Below are 20,248 nucleotides of genomic sequence, written 5' to 3' on the forward strand. Positions count from 1 at the left end.
CGAACACGGCCGTTAAGCTCTTCAGCGCCGATGGTAGTTGGGGGTTTCCCCCTGCGAGAGCAGGACGCCGCCTGGCAGGCTAAGACAACTTGAGAAATCAAGTTGTCTTTTTTGTTTAATGAAGAAATTAGAGAATGAGTTAGCATACAGGGAAGAAAAGAGGGAATGAATAAGAAGGATGAAAATATAAAAACATCTTCCCCCCTTCAAAGGAGCTGTAAAAACATGCGTGATTTAGTAAAAAGACGAAAAAGCCAGGTGCGGTATCAGGTAGGGCTCAGCAATGGTCAGTCGCTGCATGTTTATTTCTGGCGTGAAAAAGAATTTGTTTCTGATCGAGTCGTATACGTTTGGAATGCGGCCGTTATCATAACGGATTCGAGAAAGAAAGCGAACAGGTGGAAGAATCGAAATCCGAGAGGTACAAAAGAGAAAGCAACCGGGAAAGTCGGTCTTGAAGGGCTGAAAAAAGCTTTGGATATTATTCTCGAATTCAGATATCGCTTAAAACCAAATGAGTATTTATTTGTTGTATTTGATGATGAAAAAAGGAAAAGTGCGTATCGCTGGCTTGAACGATACGGGTTTATGCCGTTTTATAAAAATGGTGTGTTCAGAGCATATGGTACATTCAATCCCATGTATGGACAATGGTTACCGGAAAGCAACAGCTGATTTTCTTTATATTAATGTTTGTTGTATACATATAAGGTATTCACTCTATTTATTTAAAGGAAAGAACTTTAAGTGTTCTTTTCTTTTTTTGTAAGTATATTTGTTTTCATTCACTAGCATATCAAAGTACAACAAAAACAGTCAGAATAAACAAAATGATCGATATTTGTCGAAGAAAAAATATAGGCATTTAACTGTGTTTATAGCAATATAGGAATATACTGTTCTCATATCGAGACCATGAGATTCGAATACCCTTCACTTTTCGAAAAGGTTGGCAAGTATGTGGCGGGTAGCTTATGAAGTGCTTTCGTTTTTAATCTGTTTAAAAGGGGAGTTCCCATGAAAAAGACTGGCCGAATAATTTTAATTAGCACTTCCTTCTGCTTTACTTTCATTCAGTTAATCTTTTTTAATTCTGCATTTGAAAAAGAAGTGTACGATCTGGTTATCGCCACCTTTATTGCCTGGTTTGTCGGCCTGCAATATGACAAGTTAAAACTTGATCAGTTAAGAAGAAAGCAAAGTGAAGAAAATTATAAGCTGTTGATTGAATTGCTTCCTGAATCAGTTGTTATACAGCGAAATAATATCATTTTGTATGCAAATAAGGCAGCTGAGAAGATGTTGGGAGCCCATCAAAAAAGAGATCTTGTCGGCCGTTCTATTGTAGATTTTATTGAAGACGGATATTTAGAAAAGATACAAAAAAATAAGGCGGTCCCTAAACAGCCCCAACGTCCACTCATAAACGCGGTGTGCAAGCTTACGTGTTTAAATTTAAAACAGATTTATTTTGAATTCTCTTCTTTACAAATTATATTCGAAGGAAAAGAAGCAACACTATATATTGGCAAGGATATTACGTGTAAAAGAGAGCAAACGGAATCTCTTTTGCAGAAATCTGAGAAACTAGCAGTAGTCGGACAGCTGGCAGCAGGTATTGCCCATGAAATCCGAAACCCGCTTACCTCCATTAAAGGATTTATCCAGCTGGTTCATTCTGAAACAAATCAGCATAAAGATTTTTTAGAGATTGTATTAGCCGAATTGGAACGGATCAATGCCATTATTGGTGAATTTTTAGTACTGGCCAAGCCAAATGAAGTGAAATTTAAAAAAATGAATATCCAGCCGCTGCTGGATGATGTAGTTTCTCTTATTAATTCACAAGCGATGATGGAAAATGTACAAATAAGCCTTTCATACAGTATGCAGCTTCCTCAAATCGTTTGTGAAGAAAATCAGTTGAAGCAAGTATTTATCAATGTATTAAAAAATGCGATTGAAGCCATGCCAGGCGGGGGTGTTATCGAGGTAGAGGCTCATAAAAGCGAAGATGGTTATATCACCCTTTCTTTTAAAGACCAGGGAGTAGGGATTCCAGAAGAACGTATTCCGACATTGGGGGAACCTTTTTATACGACAAAAGAAAAAGGAACAGGGCTCGGGCTTATGACCTGTTTGAAAATCATTGAAAATCATAAGGGAGATTTGCGCATTTCAAGTGAAATAAACAAAGGAACGACGATTAAAATCTCGCTTCCGCCAGCCGCTTTGTCTTTAAATGGAAAAGAAACCAAGACTGTGTGGAGTTTAAAAGAAGAACCATCCAGTCATTTTGGTTAAAAAAGAGTTATATAACTGCCATTATCATCTTATATACACCCGTTCAGAACACTGTTTCATTTTGAACAGTGTTTTTTTGTGCGCAAAAAACAAAGAAGCCCACGAAGTATTTCAACCGTTCAGCATGAAAAAATAATTTCATTTATTCAATTGACAGTTAAATTAATTTGTCTTACAATAATCACAGAAAATTATTTATTGTAAGACTATTCAGAACAATTAGGAGGGAGTGTCATGGGTGAAGGAGACAGTGTAAAGCTTCAAATTAAATCAGTGACCCGAAAAACGTTATCGAAACAAGTCATCGATGAAATTATCAATTTGCTTATTGAAGGACATCTTCGTCCAGGAGAGCGGCTTCCTTCAGAAGTAGAACTTATGGAAATTTGTAAAGTGAGCCGGCCTGTGATTAGAGAAGCCTTAACTTCCTTGGAGGTGATCGGCCTTATTCATCGCCACACTAGGCATGGAACCTTCTTTGCAGACAAAATTGGGAGTGAGCCTTTCTCGATTATGTTAGCGCTTTCTTCAAGAGACCTGCTTTCCATTACCGAAATCAGGGTAGCGCTGGAGCTTGGATTAGTGACATTGGCTGCCGAAAAAATAACCGATGCCGATTTGAAAAAATTAAAAGCGACAATTGATCGTATGAAGGAACTGCCTACTGAAGATTCTTCCGAAGAAGACAAAGAATTTCACAGAATTATTGCGCTCAGTGCAAACAATGCTTTATTTAATGGATTGGTTCATCCGTTGCAGCAATTTCATCGCCAGATTTTAAAAAAGATACCGCTGGAAGAAAGAAATTTAAAAGAAACGATACAGCAACACCTTGATATTTATCACGCGCTTGAAAAACGCGATTCTCTGGCTGCCTACGCAGCTATGTATCATCACCTTAATTATGTTCGGCAAAAAGCCATTAAAAGCTTTCTAATACTCGAAGGTAAAGAAAGTACAAGCGAGAAAATGTAAGCGGTTTATTGATTGGAGATTTACTGTGTCCGTCAATAGTAACAGGAGGCTTTCCAGCAAACAAATAGAGGAGGAGATGGAATGAACATTTCGGTTACAACTAATTTCTTTGATCTTTCAGATACAGACTTAAAGCAAATGAGCCAGCTTGGCGTCGATTATATTGATTTCGGCAATGGTGCTTCGTTTCCAGGCGTGAAGGAGCAGGGGTATCCGGATCTGGATGCTTTATTAAAGCAAAGGAAAAGAATTCGTTCGTGGGGACTCGACATCAACCGTGTTACCCTGCCAAATATCTCGGAAGACTTTATGAATGAAAAGCCAGGCAGTGAGTTTGAGATCGAGCATTCTGTGAACGCTGTAAAAGTATTTGGAGAAGCAGGGATCAACATCGTTCGGCAGCGCTTTGCGGGAGATGTATTTTATGGCTTGTCTACTCCTTATCAGGCCATTCAGCGGGGCGGAGCGATTTCCCGTGGAGAAAGCTTAAGCTTTACAAAGGAAAAAGCAGCAACGCCGACGCTTGAAGAAAGTACGCGATGGAGAAAGAAATTTAACGAGGTTTATAAAGAAATTGTTCCTGCTGCGCAGGATTACGGCGTTAAAGTCGGCATGCATCCATCTGATTCACCGCATCCGGACAGTCCATTTGGCGGTCTTGGGTATCACCGGATCATTGATGAATATCCAAACAAAAACGTCGGCTATATTTACTGCGTTGGAACGAGAGCGGAAGAAGGCGGAAGCCCGCTTGTCATTGATGAAATCAACCATTACGGCCGCAAAGGAAGATTGTTTCTTATTCACTTCAGAAATGTGAGAGGCAGCCTTGCCACTGCGAAAGCATTTGAAGAAGCGCTGCTTGATGATGGGGATCTGAATATGTTCAGAATATTGCTGGAGCTAAAAAAGGTTGGATATGAAGGATGTCTCAATCCTGACCACGTTCCGATTATGGCGGGAGATGCACCCGATACAGATGCCAAATGGTCACATTCCAATGTAGGATGGAGCTCATCCAGCATCGGATTTGCTTATTCCATTGGCTATATAAAAGCGATGCTTACGGCTTTGAATGAATTTTGGGGATAACGCTTCTTCATTTGCATCATTGTGACCCTCTGCATCTAGACCATTAAGAAGCCATCTATAACTATTCACTAAAACAGAGGAGGAAGTGGAATGAAAAAACGTTTTTCATTGATGGTATCGTCGATTATGATGGCGGGTGCTTTGTCTGCCTGTTCTGGAGCAGAAGAAACAGGTTCAACGGCTTCATCAGAAGGCAAAAGTGATTTTCCTAAAAAGCCGATCAGCATTATTGTCGCTTATGATGCTGGGGGAGGGACTGATACAACAGCCAGAACGCTTCAGCCATTTTTAGAAGAAGAGCTCGGGGAAACGGTAACCATTGTTAATCAGCCCGGCGGAAGCGGCTGGGTAGGATGGAATGCGATTGCTGCGGCTAAGCCGGATGGGTATACAATCGGTTTTTTGAATTCTCCAAACCTGGCCAGTGGATTGGTGAATCCTACGATGGAAAAGCAGGTGGATCTTGACAGCTTCGAGATGATTGGCAATCATGTTGTAGACCCGGGAGCGGTTGCGATACGGGTGGATGATAAACGTTTTTCAAACTTCAAAGAACTGGTTGAGTATGCGAAGGATCACGAAGTAACAACAACGGCCACAGGGGTAGCAGGAGATGACCACCTGGTGACTTTGAAATTAAATGAAGCACTTGGCACCAAATTTAAAGCGATCCAGTTTGACGGCACCGCCAAGTCCAGAGCGGCTTTTTTAGGCGGACATGTTGACGTTCTTGTAACGAGTGTAGGTGAAGCGTATCCGATGCATCTGGAAAAACAATTGAAAGTAGCCGCTGTGACAGCAGAAGAAAGATCGTCTTTCCTTCCGGATGTTCCAACAGTTGAAGAAGAAGGATTTGAGCCAGTGATTTCTCAATCAACGAGAGGGCTGGTTGCGCCAAAAGGGGTGGATGAAGAAACGATGGAAGTGCTCGAAACCGCTTTCGAGAAAGCGGTAACAAATGCTGAGCATGAAAAGAAAATGGAAGAGATCGGCACGCAGGTCGGCTATTACAATGCAGAGGATTACAGAGCGCTGCTTGAACAGGATGTGAAAGACATTGAAGGCTTAAAAGATTTGCTTGGCTGGTAAGTGTACCGCGTACCCGTCTCTATTTAGAGGCGGGTACTTATTCTACTATTATCTGGCGGGGAGTGGATAAACGTGAAAAATTACGGTGTATGGGTAGGCATCTCTCTTTTGCTCTTTTCACTTTTTATGGTTCGTGAGTCGCTGAAATATCCGTATTACGGGGAGTATGGTCCGGGACCGGGCTTGTTTCCGCTTTGGCTGAGCGGGCTGATGGGGGTGTTTTCTATTTTGTTTATATTGGATTCACTGCGGAAAAACAACAAGATTATGTTCTCAGAAGTACTGCCGAAAGGCGCAGCTTTGGTTGGCGTATTAAAAGTAGTGCTGTCCATCTTTTTGTTTATTCTTATTTCACCTTTTCTCGGCTATATCGTCTCCAGTATTATCGTGATGCTTATTCTTCTTATGCCTGATTTTAAATGGAAAATATCGCTTAGCACAGCAGCTTCCGTCACGATTGTGTTATATGTCGTATTTAACCTTATTTTGGATATTCCGCTGCCGACGAATATGTTGGGATGGTAAGGAGGAGGCTTTATGGAGACAGTTCAATTATTAATGAACGGCTTTGAAATCGCGTTATCGTTGCAGAATATTTTATACTGCCTGGCGGGCGTTTCCGTTGGCATGATTGTGGGCATTTTGCCGGGACTTGGTCCAAGCGCCGGGACGGCCCTTCTGATTCCGTTAACATTTGCGATGGATCCCATTTCGGCGATCATTATGCTGTCCGGTATTTTTTACGGCTCTATGTATGGCGGAACGATTACAACAGTTCTTGTAAATGTGCCCGGAGAAGCGGCATCGGTTGTTACAAGCCTGGATGGTTACCCGATGGCCCAAAAAGGCCGTGCCGGTGTAGCGCTTGGTATTTCTGCCATTGGCTCGTTTGTAGGAGGCGTTGTTGCCATCATAGGGGTTGCCCTTGTTGCGCCTCATCTTGTGAAATTTGCTCTTTCTTTTGGGCCGCCTGAGTATTTTGCTCTTATTCTGTTTGGAATGACAATGGTTGTCGGCTTAGCCGGAAAATCCATTATCCGTGGTGTACTGGCGGTTTTGATCGGGCTGGTGCTGGCCATGTTCGGAATTGCGCCAAGCTCAGGTGATATTCGCTTCTCATTTGGCCAGGCTTTTTTGATTGATGGGTTTGATTTTGTGACGATTGCGATGGGGTTATTTGGCTTATCAGAAATCTTGTTAGGCCTCGAACAGCAAATGAAAAAGCCTGAAAAGCCCCCAAAAGTCAAAGGGCTGCTTCCAAACCGTCAGGAAATCCGTCCCTCTGCTATGTCCATCGGTCGGGGAACCGTTCTTGGCTTTTTCTTAGGGTTAATTCCGGGGATCAGTTCCGTTGTTCCATCCTTGTTGTCTTATTCAATGGAGAAAAGACTGGCAAAAGACCCGTCTCGTTTTGGAAAAGGAGCGATTGAAGGGGTAGCAGGGCCAGAAACAGCCAACAATTCCTTTACAGGAGGAGCTTTGATTCCATTGTTTTTGCTGGGGATTCCAAGCTCAGCGACCATGGCGGTTTTGTTAGGAGCTTTTGTCCTTCATGGCCTGCAGCCAGGCCCAACGCTGTTTGTCCGGCATGCTGACTTTGTATGGGCCGTTATTGCAAGCATGTTTATCGGGAACTTGCTTTTGCTTTTTATGAATCTTCCTTTGGCGAAATTTTGGGCTAAAATAGCGAGCATCCCATTTAACATGCTGTTTCCGATTATTATTGCTGTTTCTATCGTCGGAACATATTCGATCAGCAACAGCCTTTGGGATGTCGGCGGACTGCTTGTTTTTGGACTGCTTGGTTATGTGCTGAAAAAAGCAGACATTCCGGTAGCTCCTATTGCGCTCGTGTTTATTCTAGGAAAAATGATGGAAGAGTCGCTGCTTCAGACACTTGGACTGTATAATGGAAACTTCATGGAGATTTTTACTCGTCCGATTTCGGGCACGCTGATGGCATTGTCCGTTTTGACTATCGTCCTTAGCATTGTCGCAGGTATGAAAAACAAAAAAAACTTATTGGGAGATTCCGAAGTGTAAAAATAAAAGCCTTGAAGCCATATGGCTTCAAGGCTTTTATTCGTCATTCGCTGAGGAATATTGAAGGACTTTTTGACGGACAAAATCAAGATGCTTGTACATTTGTAAGAAGGCGTCCTGTGGATCGCGTGCTTCGAGGGCCGCGTAAATGGCTTTATGGTACTCTACCGTACGTTCCCGCTCTCTCACTTGAATCAAGCTGTTAACTTTGTTATGGGTAATCAGAAGAGAATCAATCATCCCTTCGACAATAGGGTTGTTAGCGCTTAAGGCTATAATGTGATGAAATTCCTTATCCGCTTCGCCATAGTCATTATCCTCACTGTTTACAATGGCATCAATCGTTTTTCTTAGCTTTTCCAGCTGCTCGTCCGTAATTTTCTCGGCGGCCATAGTCACAAGCCCTAACTCCAAAGCCATGCGCGCTTCAATGATAGCGGGTAAGTTATCGGTCGCCAGCGCCAGCATAACAGAGAAAGGGTGGGTGCCGACTTTATTGTTAAAAAAAGTTCCTTCCCGCGTTTTTCGGGTAATAACGCCAAGTGTTTCAAGGGCACTGAGTGCTTCTCGAAGGACCGGTCTGCTGACACCCAGTTCTTCCATCAGCTCCATCTCGGGCGGAAGCTTGTCTCCCGCTTTCATTTGACCGCTGACAAGCAGTTGTACAATTTGTTCAACTACTTGTTTAGAAAGGGTGTTGCGGTGAACGGATTGAACGCCCAGCTTTTTAGATGATTCCTCCATGGTGTAACCTCTTTTCTCTGCCTTTATCTATGTAACCTTATTGTAAGACGAATTGCATAATAGTGCCACTTATTTGTGCAGGATAAGAGGAGAAAGAGCAAATTAAAAAGAACAAGCGCCCTTTGAAAGCAAGGGCGCTTGTTGTATACAATTATCGAACGAAGCAAGGGCGTTTCGGATCAAACGTCCATCCTGGAATCAAATACTGCATAGCGAGTGCATCATCGCGTGCACCAAGTCCTTTTTCTTTATACAGCTGGTGGGCTTTTTCCAGCTGCTCCATATCAATCTCTATACCAAGTCCTGGCTTTGTTGGAACATCCACCATTCCACCTGCAATCTTAAACGGTTCTTTTGTCAGGCGCTGGCCATCCTGCCAGATCCAGTGTGTATCAATAGCGGTGATTTTTCCAGGGGCGGCAGCTGCTACATGCGTAAACATAGCCAGTGAAATATCAAAATGGTTGTTCGAATGAGATCCCCATGTTAATCCCCAATCATGACACATCTGCGCGACGCGGACAGAACCCTGCATCGTCCAGAAATGGGGATCTGCCAGCGGAATATCAACCGACTGCAGCTGGATGGAATGCCCCATCTGCCGCCAGTCTGTGGCAATCATATTTGTAGCAGTAGGAAGTCCTGTCGCACGTCTGAATTCAGCCATCACTTCACGGGCCGAGAAGCCGCCTTCCGCTCCGCAAGGATCTTCTGCATAAGCGAGCACATGGTGCTGGTCCCGGCATAAGCGGATGGCGTCTTTTAAGAGCCAGCCGCCGTTCGGGTCCAGGGTAATGCGTGCTTCCGGGAACCGTTCTGCCAGTGCGGTGACGGCTTCAATTTCTTCTTCGCCGCGTAAAACGCCGCCTTTTAATTTAAAGTCGTTAAAGCCATAGCGGGCGTGAGCCGCTTCTGCCAGCCGGACAACGGCTTCAGGAGTTAACGCTTCTTCATGGCGGAGGCGGAACCAGTCATCCTCTGCCTCTGCTTCGTTCCGGTAATCCAGATCCGTTTTGTTCCGGTCTCCTACGTAAAAGAGATAGCCCAGCATTTCCACTTTGTCCCGCTGCTGTCCTTCACCCAGAAGGGCGGCAACTGGAACGCCAAGGTATTTTCCAACCAAGTCGAGAAGGGCCGCTTCTAAAGCGGTTACAGCATGAATCGTAATGCGGAGGTCAAACGTCTGCAAGCCGCGTCCCGCTGCGTCCCGGTCTGCAAACTGACGGCGTACGTTGTTTAAAATATTGTTGTAGGTGCCGATAGACTGGCCGACCACTATTTCACGTGCATCTTCAAGCGTCTGGCGGATTTTCTCACCGCCTGGGACTTCACCAACACCCACATTCCCTGCATTGTCTTTCAGCAGCACAATATTACGCGTAAAGTAAGGGGCGTGAGCACCGCTTAAGTTCAGGAGCATGCTGTCATGGCCTGCAACGGGAACCACGTTCATTTCTGTAATAATAGGCGTACCTGTCTGGACGTTTTCCTGGATTACTTGAGTGTTCATATGTTTCTCTCCTATCAAATTAAGATTATTAATTAAGATTTCAATTCAACCCGCTTAATTTCACCTACAAGGAACAAGTAGCTGCAGATCGCAACGAGTGCATTGGCACCGACGAAAACAAGCGCCCCGTTAAATGAACCGGTTGTGGCAATAATGTAGCCGATAATGATCGGCGTCGTAATACCGGCAATGTTGCCAAAGGTATTGAAAAGGCCGCCGCTGACGCCGGACATTTCTTTTGGCGAGGTATCTGCGACAACTGCCCAGCCAAGTGCCCCAAATCCTTTACCGAAAAAGGCAAGTGCCATAACAAAGATAACAACAGACTGTGCATCTACATAATTTGCGGCTACTAAGCTCATAGACAACAGCATGCCGACCACAATCGGTGTTTTCCGGGCAACCGTTAAAGAGAAGCCTTTACGGAGCAGGAAATCGGAAAACATGCCGCCAAGAATTCCGCCAAAAAATCCGCATACAGCCGGCAGAGAAGCCACAAAACCAACTTCAAGAATGGTCATGCCTCTTTCCTGAACAAGGTAAACCGGAAACCAGGTAAGGAAAAAATACGTAAGCGTCGTAATACAATACTGGCCAAGGTACACACCCAGGAGCATCCGGTTTGTCAGCAGCTGCTTAACCTGGCTCCAATTAATCGCTTTCTTTTTTTCTTTCTTTGTTTCTGTTTGATCCATGTTGGTCAGGGCGCCGCCTTCTTCAATGTAAGCAAGCTCAGCCTCGTTAATCCGTGGATGTTCTTTTGGGCTATAAACCACTTTCATCCAAATGAACGAAACGATAATCCCGACCGCACCCATAAAGTAGAAAACATACTGCCAGCCAAATGTGTACGTAATATAGCCCATAATGGGTGCGAACAGAACGGTCGCAAAATACTGGGCAGAGTTAAAGGTAGCTGCAGCTGTGCCGCGTTCATGGCTTGGAAACCAGGAAGCGACGATCCGGCTGTTGGCAGGAAAAGAAGGTGCCTCTGCCAGCCCAACCAGGAAGCGAAGACCGAACAAGATCATCACAGCGGTTCCGGCAGTGCCGAAGAAACCAATAAAACCCTGCATAAGCGTAAAAGCCGACCATAAGAAGATACTCCAAAAATATACTTTCTTTGAGCCGAATCGGTCCAGCAGCCATCCGCCGGGAATTTGGCCGGCTACATAGGACCAGGCAAAAGCAGAAAACACATAGCCCATCATCACTGAATCAAGGCCAAGCTGACTGGACATGTCCGTTCCGGCAATGGAGAGGGTGGCACGATCTGCGTAATTAATCGCTGTAACAAGAAACAGCATAAAAACAATAAACCAGCGGGCACGTGTTTTTTTCTGGCTGCTGGGCATTGGCGGAGAAGAAGGAAGAACTTTCTCTTGCGCATTCATAGACATAAACACACTTCCTTTACATGAATTCGATGAGGTGATACCGCTTTCAAAAAGTGCATGATGAACTACTTCAATTCTAAGAAATATTCGCTATCAAAAGCAACACTCCTTTTGTAAAATTCAAATTATTTCATTTTGTCCAATAGTAAGACAAATATAATTGTTTGTCAACCGTTTTCAAGAATGTTTATCCGGCCGCTGTTTTATGTCTAAATCGCTATATTATCAGAAGAAAGCCGGCATCTTGGGTAAAACTTTCAGAAAATAAAATTAAAAGTTGACCGATAAAACAATTTGTCTTACAATAAAACAAACAACACAAGGGGGATATACCATGAATCAAAATCGTCAGGCTCCGACCGGGATTTTAGGATTCCCGATTGCACCATTTACCAAAAACAATCAGCTGGATGAGCAGGCACTGGCTCAAAACGTACAGGATTTACTGGATGATGGGCTGGAAGCGATCTTTGTAGCCTGTGCTGCAGCGGAATACCCATCATTAAGCAAGGGTGAGTACGAAGCCATGGTGGAAATAGCGGTGTCAGTGACCGGCGGGAAAGTACCGGTTTACACGGGTGTAGGGGGCAACATTCAAACGTCCCTGGAACTGGCCCGAATTTCAGCAGATAAAGGGGCAGATGGCTATCTGATTCTGCCGCCATATCTTGTAACAGGCGAGCAGGAGGGGCAGGCTGCTTATTTTAAAGCGATTGCCGAAAGCACAGATTTAAATGCGATTGTCTACCAGCGTGACAATGTATCTTTTTCAATCTCTACTTTGGAAACGCTTGCTGAAGTGCCGCAGGTGGTAGGTGTCAAAGACGGCCTTGGCAATATGGAGTTAAATACACTGCTCACTCAGACATTTGGAGACCGTTTTGGATGGCTGAACGGCATGCCGCTGGCTGAAGTGACGATGCCGGCATACATCCCGCTGGGTTTTGATTCTTATTCATCGGCGATTTCCAATTATATTCCGCATATCTCCCGGAAGTTTTACACAAGCCTGCAAAACGGGGATCAGGAAACCGTTCGTGATATTTTCAAACATGTTATTCTGCCAATCCACAATGTCCGCTGCCAGCGTAAAGGCTATGCCGTTTCTCTCATTAAAGCGGGAATGGAAATTATGGGGAAACCAGTCGGAGAAACAGTCAGACTGCCTATCCTTCCGGTGGAAAAAGAGCATTACGCAGAAATGGAAAGCATCCTGAAAAATGCATTAGACCGTTTTCCAAAAGAAACAGCTGTACAATCAATCCAATAAAAGGCGGGATCATGATGACAACCACAATTGAAACCAAAACATACCTGAATTTTATCAATGGCGAATGGGTTCCTTCCGTTTCAAATGAAGTGGAAAAAAGCCTGAATCCAGCAGACAGAAATGAAGTAGTGGGCTATGTACAAAAATCAACAGCCGATGATTTGAACCAGGCGGTGGCCGCAGCGAAAGCAGCAAAAGAAGGATGGCGCAGGCTGTCAGGGGCAGCCCGCGGAGAGTACCTGTATAAAGCAGCTCACATTCTCGAAAAAAGAATCGATGACATTGCGGAATGTGCTACACGAGAAATGGGTAAAACGTTTGCCGAAACAAAAGGCGAAACGTCCCGCGGCATTGCCATCTTAAAGTATTATGCAGGAGAAGGCATGCGCAAAGTAGGCGATGTGATTCCATCTACGGACAGCTCCGCTCTGATGTTTACAACACGTGTACCGCTCGGTGTCGTCGGAGTGATTACTCCCTGGAACTTCCCGATTGCCATTCCAATCTGGAAAATGGCGCCGGCGCTTGTATATGGCAACACAGTTGTGATTAAGCCGGCGACGGAAACAGCAGTTACAGCTGCCAAGATTATTGAATGCTTCGAAGAAGCCGGATTCCCAGCTGGCGTCATTAACTTAATTACGGGGCCAGGCAGAACCATCGGCCAGGGCATCGCCGATCATGAAGAGATCAACGGCATTACGTTTACCGGTTCTAACGGCGTTGGCAAGCAGATCGGCCAGGCAGCGCTCTCCCGCGGGGCAAAATACCAGCTTGAAATGGGCGGGAAAAATCCAGTCATTGTGGCAGCCGATGCCGATCTTGATCTGGCAGTGGAAGCGGTTGTGACAGGCGCTTTCCGTTCAACGGGACAAAAATGTACGGCAACCAGCCGGGTGATTGTGGCATCTGAAGTGTTTGATGAATTTAAGGACATGCTTGTTCAAAAAACAAAAGAGATCACGGTTGGCAGCGGCCTTGACAGCCGTACATGGATGGGGCCATGCGCAAGCGAAAATCAATTAAACACGGTTCTTTCTTATATTAATAAAGGGGTAGAAGAAGGTGCCGAACTCCTTACCGGGGGCAAACGTGCGGAAGAAGGCAGCCAGGCAGACGGATACTACGTGGAGCCTACTATTTTTGACAATTGCACGCCGGATATGGCCATTGCAAGAGAAGAAATATTTGGCCCGGTCATTGCCCTTTTAAAAGCAGAATCTGTGGAAGAATCGCTGAAGCTGGCGAATGATACCGAGTACGGCTTAAGTGCTTCTATCTTTACAACGAACATTCAGCATTTGTTGTCTTTCGTCAATGACATGGAAGCGGGGCTCATCCGGGTAAACGCAGAAAGTGCAGGCGTAGAGCTGCAGGCTCCATTCGGCGGCATGAAGCAGTCCAGTTCCCATTCCCGTGAACAGGGAGAAGCCGCTAAAGAATTCTTCACTTCGATTAAAACAGTTTTTGTAAAATAAAATGAATTATGAAAAGAGCTGCTCATTGAATGAGCAGCTCTTTTTCTTATTTTAAATCTTCAATAGAATCAATATCCATATAAGCTGGTACGACCAGACCGTTTTTCGTTTCGTGCAGGTTTGGTCCAAGATCAACGATGTCTTTTTTATATGTGTTGTAGTACTCAAGGTGGGTACTTGGCAGCCAAGCTGCAACCATTGCATCTGCACTGCCATTTGCAATACTTGCAAACATAGGGCCAACCTCAACCTGGCTTAGTTTTACCTTGTAGCCGTTTTGCTCAAGCACTTGGCCGATTACATTTGTGCTGGCAATTTCGGTATCCCAGGCTACATAAACAAGGCTGATGCTTTGACCGTTTCCTTTTTGTGCACCCTCAGTCCACTTTGCTACTACATCCGGATGGTCGGCAATCCATTTTTGAGCGGCTTCTTCTGCACTTGCGCCTTCTTCAATTTGTACCATAACTTCTTCCATATCACTTGTTTCCCAGGCGAACTGGTCTAAGATTTGGTAGGCACCAGGTGCATCCTGTTGGAGACCTTTTCGTACGATCGTATTAATATCTTCAGCACCGCCAAAGGTTTGATTCGGATCTTCGAGATATTTTAAATCAAAAGAAGAGAACATCCAGTGCGGCGACCAGCCTGTAATAATGATCGGTTTCTTTTGATCATACGCTTTTTTCAATTCGGCTACCATTGCGGCTGAAGAACCCTCTGTAAGCTTCCAGTCGTCTAAGCCGTAATCTTTAATGGCATTTCTAGCTTGTGTCATAATCCCGGCTCCAGGCTCAATACCGATGATTTGATAGCCTGTTTCGCTGCCGACATCGCCAGCTGGACCGGTTGCTGTTTCATTTTTTGCCAGAGAAAGAACGAGAACTGCACCGATCACAAGCACAGCCAGCGCAGAAAAAACAATTTTCGGACGGATCAAATGCTTGTATGCCGGGTTTCGTAAATTCTGTGTAAGACGGTCAAGAATAATGGCAATAATGACGATCGATAGTCCTGCTTCAAACCCTTGTCCTACATTAATCTGGCTGACCGCACGGTAAACATCCGCGCCGAGCCCTGGAGCACCAACGAGTGAAGCTGTTACGACCATGGAAAGGGCAAGCATAATACTTTGGTTTACCCCGGCCATAATCGTGGGGGTTGCTAAAGGAAGCTGGACCTTAAACAGCTTTTGGCTGTTGCTGGAACCAAAAGCATTGGATGCTTCAATTAAATCTTTCGGCACTTCCTGAATACCAAGATTAGTCATTCGAATCGTCGGGGCAATCGCAAAAATAAAGGATGCGATAATTCCCGGTACAACCCCGATTCCAAAAAACAGAATAGACGGGATCAAATAAACAAAAGCAGGCATTGTCTGCATAAAATCAAGAATAGGCATGACAATATTGCGGACTGTTTTTCGCTGGGCACACCAAATGCCGATCGGTATCCCGATCACAATGGTGAGCAGTCCAGACAAAATGACAATGGCAAGGGTTTGAATACTGGAATCCCAATAACCAAGATTGTCGATCAGCAGCAAGCTGATTAAAGTAAAAATACCCAACGGCCAGCGGCTCGTATACGTAACAAGAAGTGTTAAAATTAAGATTAAAACAATAGGCGGGCCTGCACTTAAAAGATCTACTAAGATGTTTAGCAAGCCATCAATTGTATTCGTGATTAGGGAAAATAAGCCGGCAAATGTGACAGTAATCCAATCCACTAAGGAATCAATCCACGCTCCGAGTGGAATTTTTTTCATATTCATTTGCTTACTCACTCTCCATTTCGTTCAAGGAATCTTTGTTACCGGCCAGCGCTCCAATGAGGGCTCCGCGGATGACAATTCCTTTAATTCTTTGCTGGTCGTCCACAACAGAGATCGGCAAATTGGATGTAGCCATCTCATCCATAATATCGCCAAGCAGTGTGTCTTCTGACGCTGTTGGAATATCGGTAGTCATGACCTCTGGAATCGACAGGTTTTGATCAATAGCCTGACGAGCCTGTTCAGCTGTAATCGCACCGAGCAGCTTCTGCTTGCGGTCTACGACGAAAATACTTGAATAGCCTTGCTTGCGCATAATTTCAAGTGCTACGCGAGGTCCGCGGTCAGCACCAATTTTCTCAGGCCGCTTCATTACGTGAGAAGCCGTGAGCACTTTGGATAAATCCACATCTTCCACGAACTTTTCAACAAATTCATTGGCTGGATTCATCATAATTTGTTCCGGAGTGCCGAGCTGGATGACACTGCCGTCTTTCATAAGCGCAATTCGATCACCGATTCGAAGTGCTTCATCCAGATCATGGGTAATAAAGATAATGGTTTTTTTATACTGCTCTTGAATTTCCAGCAGTTCATCCTGCATATCTTTGCGAATAAGAGGGTCAAGTGCACTAAATGCCTCATCCATAAGCAAAATGCTTGTATCGCTTGCAAGAGCCCGGGCGAGACCGACCCGCTGCTGCATACCGCCGCTCAGCTGTGAAGGCAGTTGGTGCTCATATCCTTTTAAGCCCACTACTTCAAGAGCGCTCATTGCTTTTTTACGACGTTCATCAGCAGGGACTTTTTGAATTTCAAGGCCATACTCGGTGTTTTCTAAAATAGTTTTGTGGGGGAAGAGAGCGAAGTTTTGAAAAACCATGCTGATTTTCTTTTGTCTAACTTCTCTTAATCTTGCAGCATTCATTTTAACAATATCTTCGTTTTCAATTAGAATTTCACCGATAGTTGGGTCAATCAGCCGGTTAAACATGCGAATCAAGGTTGATTTCCCGCTTCCGGATAACCCCATGATGACAAAAATCTCTCCTTGATAAATATCAAAATTGACATTATTTACTCCAACTGTCTGTCCTGTTTCATTTAAAATTTCTTTTTTTGTCTTGCCTTGCTTTAATAACTCAATGGCTGCTTTAGGGGATTTGCCAAAAATCTTCGAGACATTTTTTACTTGTACGTATGGATCCATCAAATCACCTCAATATAGAATTGCCAATATCATATTTAGTTTTGCCGATTCCTTCTGTTTTATGTCTGTCATAGCAGGCAGCTTTATAAATGCAGGTTCAAATCCATTGCACCGCGAACATAGAGAAAGACAGGAGCCCTGTGCGATCATGTAAAAAGGCCGATCGTTTGGTTGAAAGCGCCGTGCGTATTTGCGACACAGCAGCAATTCAGAGTAAATGTAAGGTTTGTGATTGTGTGAGCATTTCCGGCAGGAAAAAGAGGTAAAATCACAAAAAGAGGAAGCGAACAGGTACGGCATAAAAAAATATTAAAATTGGTTTTGTTTTCGAAAAAAGCGTTTTTTAAAAATTAATAAACGCTTCGTTTCGGAGTTATTATATACCTTAACAAAACGTTCAATAAAATTCAAACGAATAAGCTTAAAATCTATAAAAGAACGATTAAACCATTTAATGTATTTTATTATTTAGATCAATATATTTATACATTAAGGGTATATTTGGGTTGATATAGAGGAGTGATCTTTTCTTTTTTATATGTAAATGACACTGCTGGCAGTAAAAATAAGAGCAGGCAGGGGATCAAATAAAAAGAAGCTGACCACAAGCCTTACTGCAGTCAGCCTAACGTATAAAGGAGATTTTATTTGCCGCTGACTAGCTGTTTCTCTGTACAAACGATTTCCTCAAAGTAATCCCACATTGTGGCAGTTCTTCTTTTTCCGGTTTTTGTTAACCTGTATCCATAGCCTCTTCTGTATATCGATTCTTTTGCAAGGTGAATCCGTTCAACGATGGAGGCTTCATACATAGACTGCACTGCTTTTCTAATTTTGGATACATTTACATTCAACCGATTTTCTAGGTCAATTAAAGACAAAGAGCAAGAATGTTTGTTTAATTCCTGGACGATTTCAAACTCTAGTAATCGAGAGATGTGATATTCCCATGTTTCCTCGTCGCGCAAAAAATAAATCAAACTTTCATTTTCTGCATATTCGCTATGGCGCCGGCGGCATACTTGTCCTTTTTTAAATAACTCCAGCATCACTTCTTTTAAAGTACGAATCGATATCCCGGTAACAGCTGATATGTCTTTTAACGTTCCGCCTTTGGTGGGCAGTTTATCCATCCTTTCAATAATGTAGGAAGACTCGCGTTCTGAATCTTCTTCAATAACGTAGAGATATCGCTTTCTTTTACCGGAGTATTCTTTGCTTCTAGAGAGATAGCCTTTTTTGTACAAGCGGTACAGAACCGTAGCCGTACTTGTTGGTGCAAGATTGAGCAGGGAAGATACACGCTCTGCTGACAACTTCTGGCCGGTAGACTGAAACAACTGATAGACCTGTGCCATTAATGGGGAGAGCTCTTCCTGCTGTGATTCCGCATAAGGCTCGACACCATAATAGACATAACGGGAAATCGTCCGTCCGTTGATCTTAGAGGTGATTTTTTCCCGTTTAATTTTCTTTTCCTGCATTAATGAATGCAACAGGCTGTTTGCTGTTGCTTCTCCTGTGTAAAGCAGACTTGAAATTTCTTTGGTCGTATAAGGGCGTTCTGCTTCCCAAAGCAACTGCCAGGTCGCTTCCTTTAATTTTCTCGATGACTGAACCCTGCAGGAGGATTCATATAATTGTTTGTTTTCCCAATTTGATGATCTGCTCATAATCCGGCAACCTCCTTGTTGTTAAAACCAAGCTGCCAACCAAGCTGAAACAAACGGATGAATAACGGCTGTATCATTAATTAGCTGCAACTTGCTATTGATAAACAACTAAGCTCTTTCTTTATCTACCCTTTTTTTTATCAATTTAACTGTGCTACATTAATATGGTAAATTATGATCAAATTAGTCATTGGCATTCGGCTGAATTTTAGCAATCACTTCTTTATCGCACATTACAAAAAGGCGCGCTCCAGCTGGAATTCGTTCGTCTAATTTTTGGTTAATATGAAGATTGCTGTGATCCGCTACGAGGGTGGCTCCCTCATCCAATAGTTCCATAAATGCGTCCCGATATGTAACCCATTGGGGGCGTTTGGCAATTTCATAGATACTTTCGCCGACCTGGCGGCTCATTAGTTCAGCATAAATATGGGTGATGCCGTGGGAAAATAGAGACCGTACGGCTGCATGGGAAATCATTTCATTGGTCGGAATAAATTCATCGACTTTCACCCGTTCAAATAAGCGAATGTGCTCCTGGTGAATGACTTCCGCTGTTACATGAATAGATAAATTCATTTGTTCTTCAATTGACGTAATGGCTGTGGCAATAAGCAGCGTTTTCCCATCGGCTAGAAGGGGATCTTTCGCTGTATCATTTGCTTTTGGAGGATCTTCAGCGAAGATAATTACTCCTTTGGCTTCCGGCAAATTTGCCCGCATAAGTGTTTCCTCATTCGTTGCATCTCCACGCACATAAAAAAGGTGTTCATCTATTAAGGGGGATTTTTCCAGGTGATCGATGAGCACAATATCGATTCTGTTATCCGAAGTAATAATTTCTTCTACTGCCGCTTTTGATTTTTCGCTCCATCCGATTAAAATAATATGGTTACTTCCTGTGTATTTCATTTTTCCACCTACCCTCATCTTCTCAATCCGATACACCGATTCAAGAATGTTTCCGATAAACACACTGACCATTCCAATACCTGTAATATAAAGAATAATTGTAAAAACTTTTCCCGCGTCGGTGACCGGTGCATAATCTCCGAAGCCAACCGTTGCTAGAGCAGTCATGACCCAATATACAGCTGTTAAATAAGAGCCGAAGGTTTCCGGTTCAATCAGTAAAGCAATATAAGAAGAGATTAAAATATATAAGAGAAAAAAAGGAAGAAAGATGCGGCTTCTTAATTTAATTAGGTAATAAATGATTCTTTTCACTGTCAGTCTCATTTGCACTCGTCCTCTTGTTCATATTCTATTTTTCCTTATCGTTCCCTTATTCAGTCATTATTAAAACCCAATGAATAAATAGAAACTGTATTGTTTTCAGCGCAAAAGTGGATTTTGGATTTTTATTGCATATACAGTCATTTCTTAACTTATAGACCGCCTTTTCTTTTTTTATTTAAGTAGTGTGTCAGAATTCTCGACATATTTTTAAAAATACATAGTTATCTATGTTTTTGCTGCCGTTTATAAAATTCATTTTTCAAATATTATGTTAGATTATATAACATGTATTCAGACAGCATCTTTTATTCTTTTTATAATACGGGATATCTACTGTGATTGAGGGGGATTTACTGTGAATAGAGAAAGGATTGTACTAATCGGAAATGGGATGGCCGGTGTCCGGTCTATTGAAGAAATATTAAAAATTAACCCGGATCGGTTTCATAT

16 protein-coding genes and 1 rRNA gene are annotated in these 20,248 nt (G+C 43.4%); 10 read left to right on the forward strand and 7 right to left on the reverse strand.

The annotated features are described in order from the left end of the window. From rrf to RG959_RS22830, 8 genes are all read left to right on the forward strand, one after another. Nucleotides 1-76 (forward strand): 5S ribosomal RNA (gene rrf, locus RG959_RS25665); the annotation flags it as partial. A 149-nt stretch (nt 77-225) separates the two neighbouring features. Then, nucleotides 226-675: a hypothetical protein gene (locus RG959_RS22800; RefSeq protein ID WP_342799104.1), complete on the forward strand. Its 450-nt coding sequence runs from the start codon at nt 226-228 to the stop codon at nt 673-675. Nucleotides 676-1,017: 342 nt separating this feature from the next. Further along, nucleotides 1,018-2,304 (forward strand): ATP-binding protein, encoded by a 1,287-nt coding sequence (locus RG959_RS22805; RefSeq protein WP_342799105.1) that lies wholly within the window; start codon nt 1,018-1,020, stop codon nt 2,302-2,304. Nucleotides 2,305-2,538: 234 nt separating this feature from the next. Next, nucleotides 2,539-3,279 (forward strand): FadR/GntR family transcriptional regulator, encoded by a 741-nt coding sequence (locus RG959_RS22810; RefSeq protein ID WP_315691238.1) that lies wholly within the window; start codon nt 2,539-2,541, stop codon nt 3,277-3,279. 81 nt (nt 3,280-3,360) lie between these two features. Next, entirely contained in the window at nt 3,361-4,371 is a 1,011-nt protein-coding gene (locus RG959_RS22815) for a mannonate dehydratase (RefSeq protein WP_342799106.1), read from the forward strand. 90 nt (nt 4,372-4,461) lie between these two features. Further along, complete coding sequence (locus tag RG959_RS22820) at nt 4,462-5,460, forward strand: tripartite tricarboxylate transporter substrate binding protein (protein ID WP_342799107.1); 999 nt, start codon at nt 4,462-4,464, stop codon at nt 5,458-5,460. A gap of 72 nt (nt 5,461-5,532) precedes the next feature. Then, nucleotides 5,533-5,985 (forward strand): tripartite tricarboxylate transporter TctB family protein, encoded by a 453-nt coding sequence (locus RG959_RS22825; protein WP_342799108.1) that lies wholly within the window; start codon nt 5,533-5,535, stop codon nt 5,983-5,985. A gap of 12 nt (nt 5,986-5,997) precedes the next feature. After that, on the forward strand, nt 5,998-7,503 hold the full coding sequence (locus RG959_RS22830) for a tripartite tricarboxylate transporter permease (RefSeq protein WP_342799109.1): 1,506 nt from the start codon (nt 5,998-6,000) through the stop codon (nt 7,501-7,503). Nucleotides 7,504-7,539: 36 nt separating this feature from the next. On the opposite strand, the gene RG959_RS22835 is transcribed toward RG959_RS22830, so the two are convergent. The 3 genes from RG959_RS22835 to RG959_RS22845 all read right to left on the reverse strand — a co-directional run bounded on the left by RG959_RS22835 (nt 7,540) and on the right by RG959_RS22845 (nt 11,112). Then, nucleotides 7,540-8,247: a FadR/GntR family transcriptional regulator gene (locus tag RG959_RS22835; protein WP_342799110.1), complete on the reverse strand. Its 708-nt coding sequence runs from the start codon at nt 8,245-8,247 to the stop codon at nt 7,540-7,542. Nucleotides 8,248-8,398: 151 nt separating this feature from the next. Next, complete coding sequence (gene gudD, locus RG959_RS22840; RefSeq protein WP_342799111.1) at nt 8,399-9,757, reverse strand: glucarate dehydratase; 1,359 nt, start codon at nt 9,755-9,757, stop codon at nt 8,399-8,401. Between the two features lie 32 nt (nt 9,758-9,789). After that, entirely contained in the window at nt 9,790-11,112 is a 1,323-nt protein-coding gene (locus RG959_RS22845; protein WP_483298919.1) for an MFS transporter, read from the reverse strand. Nucleotides 11,113-11,488: 376 nt separating this feature from the next. Here RG959_RS22845 and kdgD point away from each other — a divergent pair, with 376 nt between their 5' ends. Both kdgD and gucD read left to right on the forward strand, forming a co-directional pair. Beyond that, nucleotides 11,489-12,424, forward strand: a complete 936-nt coding sequence (gene kdgD, locus RG959_RS22850) for a 5-dehydro-4-deoxyglucarate dehydratase (protein WP_342799112.1) — start codon at nt 11,489-11,491, stop codon at nt 12,422-12,424. Between the two features lie 14 nt (nt 12,425-12,438). Then, complete coding sequence (gene gucD, locus RG959_RS22855; RefSeq protein ID WP_342799113.1) at nt 12,439-13,902, forward strand: alpha-ketoglutaric semialdehyde dehydrogenase GucD; 1,464 nt, start codon at nt 12,439-12,441, stop codon at nt 13,900-13,902. Between the two features lie 46 nt (nt 13,903-13,948). On the opposite strand, the gene RG959_RS22860 is transcribed toward gucD, so the two are convergent. The 4 genes from RG959_RS22860 to RG959_RS22875 all read right to left on the reverse strand — a co-directional run bounded on the left by RG959_RS22860 (nt 13,949) and on the right by RG959_RS22875 (nt 19,798). Continuing rightward, nucleotides 13,949-15,676 carry a glycine betaine ABC transporter substrate-binding protein gene (locus RG959_RS22860; RefSeq protein WP_342799114.1) on the reverse strand — a complete coding sequence of 576 codons (1,728 nt, stop codon included), beginning with the start codon at nt 15,674-15,676 and terminating at the stop codon, nt 13,949-13,951. A gap of 4 nt (nt 15,677-15,680) precedes the next feature. Further along, complete coding sequence (locus RG959_RS22865; RefSeq protein ID WP_315691230.1) at nt 15,681-16,886, reverse strand: quaternary amine ABC transporter ATP-binding protein; 1,206 nt, start codon at nt 16,884-16,886, stop codon at nt 15,681-15,683. 644 nt (nt 16,887-17,530) lie between these two features. After that, nucleotides 17,531-18,559 (reverse strand): BlaI/MecI/CopY family transcriptional regulator, encoded by a 1,029-nt coding sequence (locus RG959_RS22870; protein WP_342799115.1) that lies wholly within the window; start codon nt 18,557-18,559, stop codon nt 17,531-17,533. Nucleotides 18,560-18,742: 183 nt separating this feature from the next. Continuing rightward, nucleotides 18,743-19,798: an ion channel gene (locus RG959_RS22875; RefSeq protein WP_342799116.1), complete on the reverse strand. Its 1,056-nt coding sequence runs from the start codon at nt 19,796-19,798 to the stop codon at nt 18,743-18,745. Nucleotides 19,799-20,248 lie beyond the last annotated feature (450 nt).

It is taken from the genome of Domibacillus sp. 8LH (assembly GCF_038806185.1).
In the GTDB taxonomy this organism is placed as follows: Bacteria; Bacillota; Bacilli; order Bacillales; family Domibacillaceae; genus Domibacillus; species Domibacillus indicus_A.